The sequence below is a fragment of the Deltaproteobacteria bacterium genome (genome assembly GCA_019308995.1).
In the GTDB taxonomy this organism is placed as follows: Bacteria; Desulfobacterota; Desulfarculia; order Adiutricales; family JAFDHD01; genus JAFDHD01.
Genome location: JAFDHD010000166.1, coordinates 1 through 5,183, shown reverse-complemented (window position 1 = coordinate 5,183; position 5,183 = coordinate 1). Strand labels below are relative to the sequence as shown.

General features: G+C 48.4%; 3 protein-coding genes. All 3 read left to right on the top strand.

The window, feature by feature from the left end; translation table 11 throughout:
• The first annotated feature begins 26 nt into the window (after positions 1-26).
• Entirely contained in the window at positions 27-1,289 is a 1,263-nt protein-coding gene (locus JRI95_16210; protein MBW2063087.1) for an ABC transporter substrate-binding protein, read from the top strand.
• Positions 1,290-1,636: 347 nt separating this feature from the next.
• Positions 1,637-2,983 carry an aspartate aminotransferase family protein gene (locus tag JRI95_16205; protein MBW2063086.1) on the top strand — a complete coding sequence of 449 codons (1,347 nt, stop codon included), beginning with the start codon at positions 1,637-1,639 and terminating at the stop codon, positions 2,981-2,983.
• A 626-nt stretch (positions 2,984-3,609) separates the two neighbouring features.
• A complete protein-coding gene (locus JRI95_16200; protein ID MBW2063085.1) occupies positions 3,610-4,641 on the top strand; it encodes a zinc-binding dehydrogenase in 1,032 nt (343 codons plus the stop codon).
• Positions 4,642-5,183 lie beyond the last annotated feature (542 nt).

Below are 5,183 nucleotides of genomic sequence, written 5' to 3'. Positions count from 1 at the left end.
TGATGGAAAATGGCAAAGATTTTCGGGTGAGACTAAGAAAGGGGCCAAAGTTCAGTAACGGCGAGCCGGTCACGGCGCACGATGTCCGGTTTTCATGGCAGCAGCATCTGGATAGAAAAAACGCGAGTATCTTGAGATCCGTTTACCGGACTATTACGGATGTTGAGATCATAGATGATTATAACCTCATTTGTCGGCTGAAAAAGAAATATGCCCCTTGGAAAGAACTGATGGGCATGTCCATCGGGTCGAAAAAGCATTTTGACAAGATAGGACGGGAAGGATGGAATAAAGATCCTGTTGGCAGCGGACCGTTCAAACTCGTGGCATGGAGGAAGGGTGAGAGCATCACCATGGAAACCGTTAAAAATCACCACGATTACCAGCCCAATTTCAAGACATTGAAATTCCTTATCATCACGGATGAAATGACTAGATTAGCCATGCTGGAAACCGGAGAGGTAGATCTCACCTACAGGATCCTGCCTCACATGGTCAAAAGACTCGAACGCAACAAGCGGATTAAGGTCAAGCGATCCGATATGTCCCCGAGTTATAATGCTATGGATTTCGAGCCCATGCCCTACCCGCTTATGGCCGACAAAAACTTGAGGCTGGCTTTTCATTACGCGATCAACCGGCAGGAAATTGTGGATGCGATATTTTTTGGAGAAGGCTATCCCTCTTACATGGAAGCGGACCAGGTGGAACTGGGATATGACCCGACATACAAGGTTGAGTTCAACCCGGAAAAGGCTAAGGATCTAGTTAAAAAATCATCCTATAAGCCTGGAACGCCTTTAACGCTCACATACGCTATTGGTTACGCGCCAAACGCGCCTCAAGTAGCTGCCGCCATCCAGAAATACATGAAAGACGTGGGGGTGACCATAAGATTGAATCAGGCTGAACTGGGGACCTATCTGACCTGGGCCAGAACTCATCAAAAGGAAATAGGTCACATGGATATTTTCCCCTGGGACGGCAGCCTTGACCCCATCTGGCGGCTCATGCTGGGTATGAAAAGCACCGGCATCTATACCAACTGGGATAACCGTCCGGATAAAGAAATCATGGATAAATTGATTGACGCCCAGGCCACGGAAATGGATGAGCAGAAACGTTTGGCCATTCTGAAGGAAATACACAAGCTCAACAACGCGGACCCCGACACCCTACCGCTTTTTGGTTTGTACATGATTTACGCCATGCGCGATCGGATTGATTATAACTGGGTGCCCAAAACCTCCGAGGCTTTTCACCTATGGAACGTAAAGGTATTGAAGTAATCTTGACTTATTATCCCTCGAGCCATTAAACAATGAGGAGCATTTCGCTCAAAAGTAAGTTTAATTACAAAATATGCAATGAACTCAGCCGGAAAAACAGGTAAGCGGCGAAGTATTAGTATGCCCGCGGAAGGGAGAAAAAATGGCTGATCTTTATGACACCGACTTTCGCACACGTTCCTACTGGATGGAAACCGTTCCATATGAACCCGGCCCTCCCTGCATATGATTTAAAGTGTGGCCCCGCGGTTGAAGATTAAGGACAAGGAAATCGAGTTTGGGTTTAAAGTGATGGCTAAGGTTTTATCCGAAGTTGATGAAATATACGATTGAAAGGTGAAAAGATTATGGAAATACAAGAAGTCTTTGAAAACATGTTTCTGCCTCTCTCTGGATTCCCTCCGATCCTGATCACCAAGGCTGAGGGAGTGTATTTGTATGATTCATCGGGTGCAAGGTTCATAGACGCCTCGGGCGGGCCCATGGCCGTGACCATTGGCTACGGGCGCAAGGAGGTGGCCGAAGCTGCAAAGAGGGTGCTGGAGCAAGTCTCCTACATCTTGCCGGTTTTCGCTTCCGAGGCCCGAATCGAGCTCGTCAAGCGCATAAAGAAGCTCATGCCTCCGGAGCTCAACCAGGTGTATTTCTGCTCCGGTGGGTCTGAGGCGAATGAGGCGGCCATCAAGTTTGCCCGCCAATACCATGTATTGGCCGGTCGTGAGGCCAAATACAAGATCGTATCCCGGAACCTGAGTTATCACGGCATGACCCTCTTAGCCCTGTCAATCGGCGATGTTAAGGTGCGCCAGAGGGATTTCATCCCGATGCTGTTTAAGAACCCGCGCGTTGAGCCGAGCTACTGCTATCGGTGTCCTTTTGGAAAGGAGTATCCAGGTTGTGACATTGACTGTGCCTTTGATCTCGAAAAGAAGATTCTCGAGGAGGGGCCTGAGACGGTTATGGCGTTCATTGCTGAGCCGATCGTCGCCTCGGCCGGGGGTGGGCTTGTTCCGCCTCCCGAGTATTTTCCGATCATCCGGGAGACGTGCGACAAATACGATGTTCTGCTCATCGTTGACGAGGTGGTAACCGGATTCGGAAGAACGGGAAAGAACATGGGCATGGATCATTTTAACGTGGTTCCGGACATTGCCACCTTTGCCAAAGGGACCAGCAGCGCCTATGCGCCACTAGCCGGCATGGCGGTTAAGGAGGAACTGACTGACCTGTTCAAAGAAAAGGAGGCGGAGTTCCAGCATCTGTACACATTTTCCGGCCACCCTCTCTCATGCGCCATAGGCAACGAGGTCCAGCGCATCATCGAGGAAGAGGGCTTGATCGGTCGTGCGGAAGAAATGGGCCAGTACCTCGAAAAAAAGCTCCTTGAGCTCGAAGAATTTCCCATGGTCGGGAATATCCGCGGCAAAGGGATGCTGTGGGCCATCGAGTTCGTCAAGGACAAGGCCACGAAAGAGCCGTTCCCAAAAGACAAGAACGTCAAGATGAACATCATCAGGACCTGTTTTCTCAAGGGCGTGTTTTTCTACCCGGGCTACTGGGAGGACGAACAGGGCCGCGGCGACCACATCATGATCGCACCGCCCTTCATCATCACCCACGAACAGATTGACGAATGCGTGAGGGTGCTCAGGGAAACCCTCCAAGAATCACAGGACATGTATCTGGCCGATTAAGCCGGAGCTTAAGCCGGAGAATAAGCCGGAAAAGAGATGGGGATGTGAGGCGAACTGTCGTGTTGAACCCACAAACTCTCCGGATCGTCAATAAATGGTGCGCAAAGCACACCCTAATGAACACAAACGGTTAATTCGGGTATCCTTGAATTTACCTTTTTTTAATGTTACCATACGAAATCGCTAAGAATCAGCGGCTGGTGCTGGTAACGATAATGGCAAGAAAGTTATACTCTATTGTAAAAAGGTGTTTTAAAAAATGACCACTTACAAACAAATTCAAGAGTACGTAAAAAAGAAACATGGTTTCGTTCCAAAGACATGCTGGATAGCCCATGCGAAAGAGATATGTGGGCTTCCGGTAAGAAAAGCACCTAACAGATCACATCCGAATAAGAGGAAGGTACCATGTCCTAAGAACAAGCTACCAGACATTAAAGATGCATTCAGACATTTTGACATGGTTTTATTATTCTGAATGTTAGGTATTCATCAATGCCCTATCTAATTGGATTCGATCCCGGAGGACGAGATAATTTCGGTTGGTGTGTTGCCGGAATTCCAGAGTATAAATTGGATGACCTGCCTCCAGTTAATGAGGTGCTGAAAACTGAAAGGAGAGTATCGTGAAAGCGTGTATTGCTACAGGAGAAAAAAGACGGATTGAGTGCAAAGATATCCCAACGCCAATAGTTGAGCCGGGATGGCTATTGCTAAAGACGAAATACGCCTGCATTTGCGGCAGCGATCTGGAGTATCTTGACGGTTCATTTCAACTCATAACCCAGGGGTTAACCCAGCTACCGGCAGCAATAAAAAAGACAATTGCCGAATTAGGCAGTATCCGTCCGGGGGCGATACCGGGACATGAGTTTATCGCTGAAGTGGTTGAAGTGGGTGAGGGGGTTCGCGGCTGGTCGGTGGGTGACAGAGCGATCCCTTTGGGGGGGCGCCCAGACCCCCAGGGCATCCAAGGACCGGTTCAGGACTATGAAAGCTATAAATGCATGGCGGAGTATTTCGTATCTACTCCATATGGTTTAATAAAGGTACCCGATCATGTGGCCGATGAAGCGGCGGTGTTCGTAGAACCACTCTGCACCGGAAATGGTGCCGTAGCAAAGGCCGGCGTGAGACCAGGTCTGTCAACAGTGGTCATCGGTGCTGGAAAGCTTGGCCTGCTGGCCGCCATGGCCGCCAAGGTGGCCGGCGCATCGCCGGTAATCATTGTTGATCTGGTTCAGTCACGTTTGGATAAAGCCCTTGAAGTGGGGGTTGATGCCGCGCTTAATGTAAACGAAGTCGACGTATTCACCGAAGTGGTAAAGTTAACCGGTGAGGGCGCCGACGCTATCCTGATCTGTGTCCGTGACGGCAGGGTCTTGAACCAGGCGGCGGAGATGGCAAAACGAGGCGGTACTATCGTGCTCGCCGGTTTTGTTTCACCCATGGAAGTAAACCCGATGCTCTGGACAGTAAAACAGCTCAGCATCATCGGTATCCTGGGCGGTAGTATGATGGATTCCCTGTACATGATTGCCCGCAAACAGATTGACCCGAAACCGTTGATTTCCGAGATAATACCCTTTGATGAATGTCAGAGAGCTATTGATTCTGTTTACAGTGGTGAAAATATAGCCGTTCTATTAAGGCCGTAAGCTGTCCGGCCAAGCTGGCCTAAGCTGGCCTAAGCTGAAGGAATTGCGAAATTCTATGATCTTATCCCATTTCGGAGTTCCGGAGTTCCGGGGACAGTATACTTAACTATTGAAATTTCTCCATCTGACTATTATATTGAGTCATATCACGAATAGCAAAAGTAATAGCTCCAGGCGTTTCGCACCACATTATTCAGCGCAGAACCACTTTACGGGATGAAATAAATAGTTAAGTATACTGTCCCCGGAACTCAGATTCTGAAGGCTGTTTGCAAAAAGTATGTAGAGGCTTTTATGAAACAATTAATAAGCCTAGCGAAAAAAGAGGCATCAAGGAAATAAATAAATAATTGAGTCGGATTTGATGATACCTAAGAAGTATGCTCACTACAGCGAGGATCACTGCATGGGAAGAGTTGTTACATATATGAATGAACCACGTGGTCGTTGTTTCAGCCAGCTTCAACTCGACAGCGGAGAACGGATTTTTATAAGCATGGCACGAGAAGGGCTCTTAATCTGTAAAATGAGATTTTTTGGTT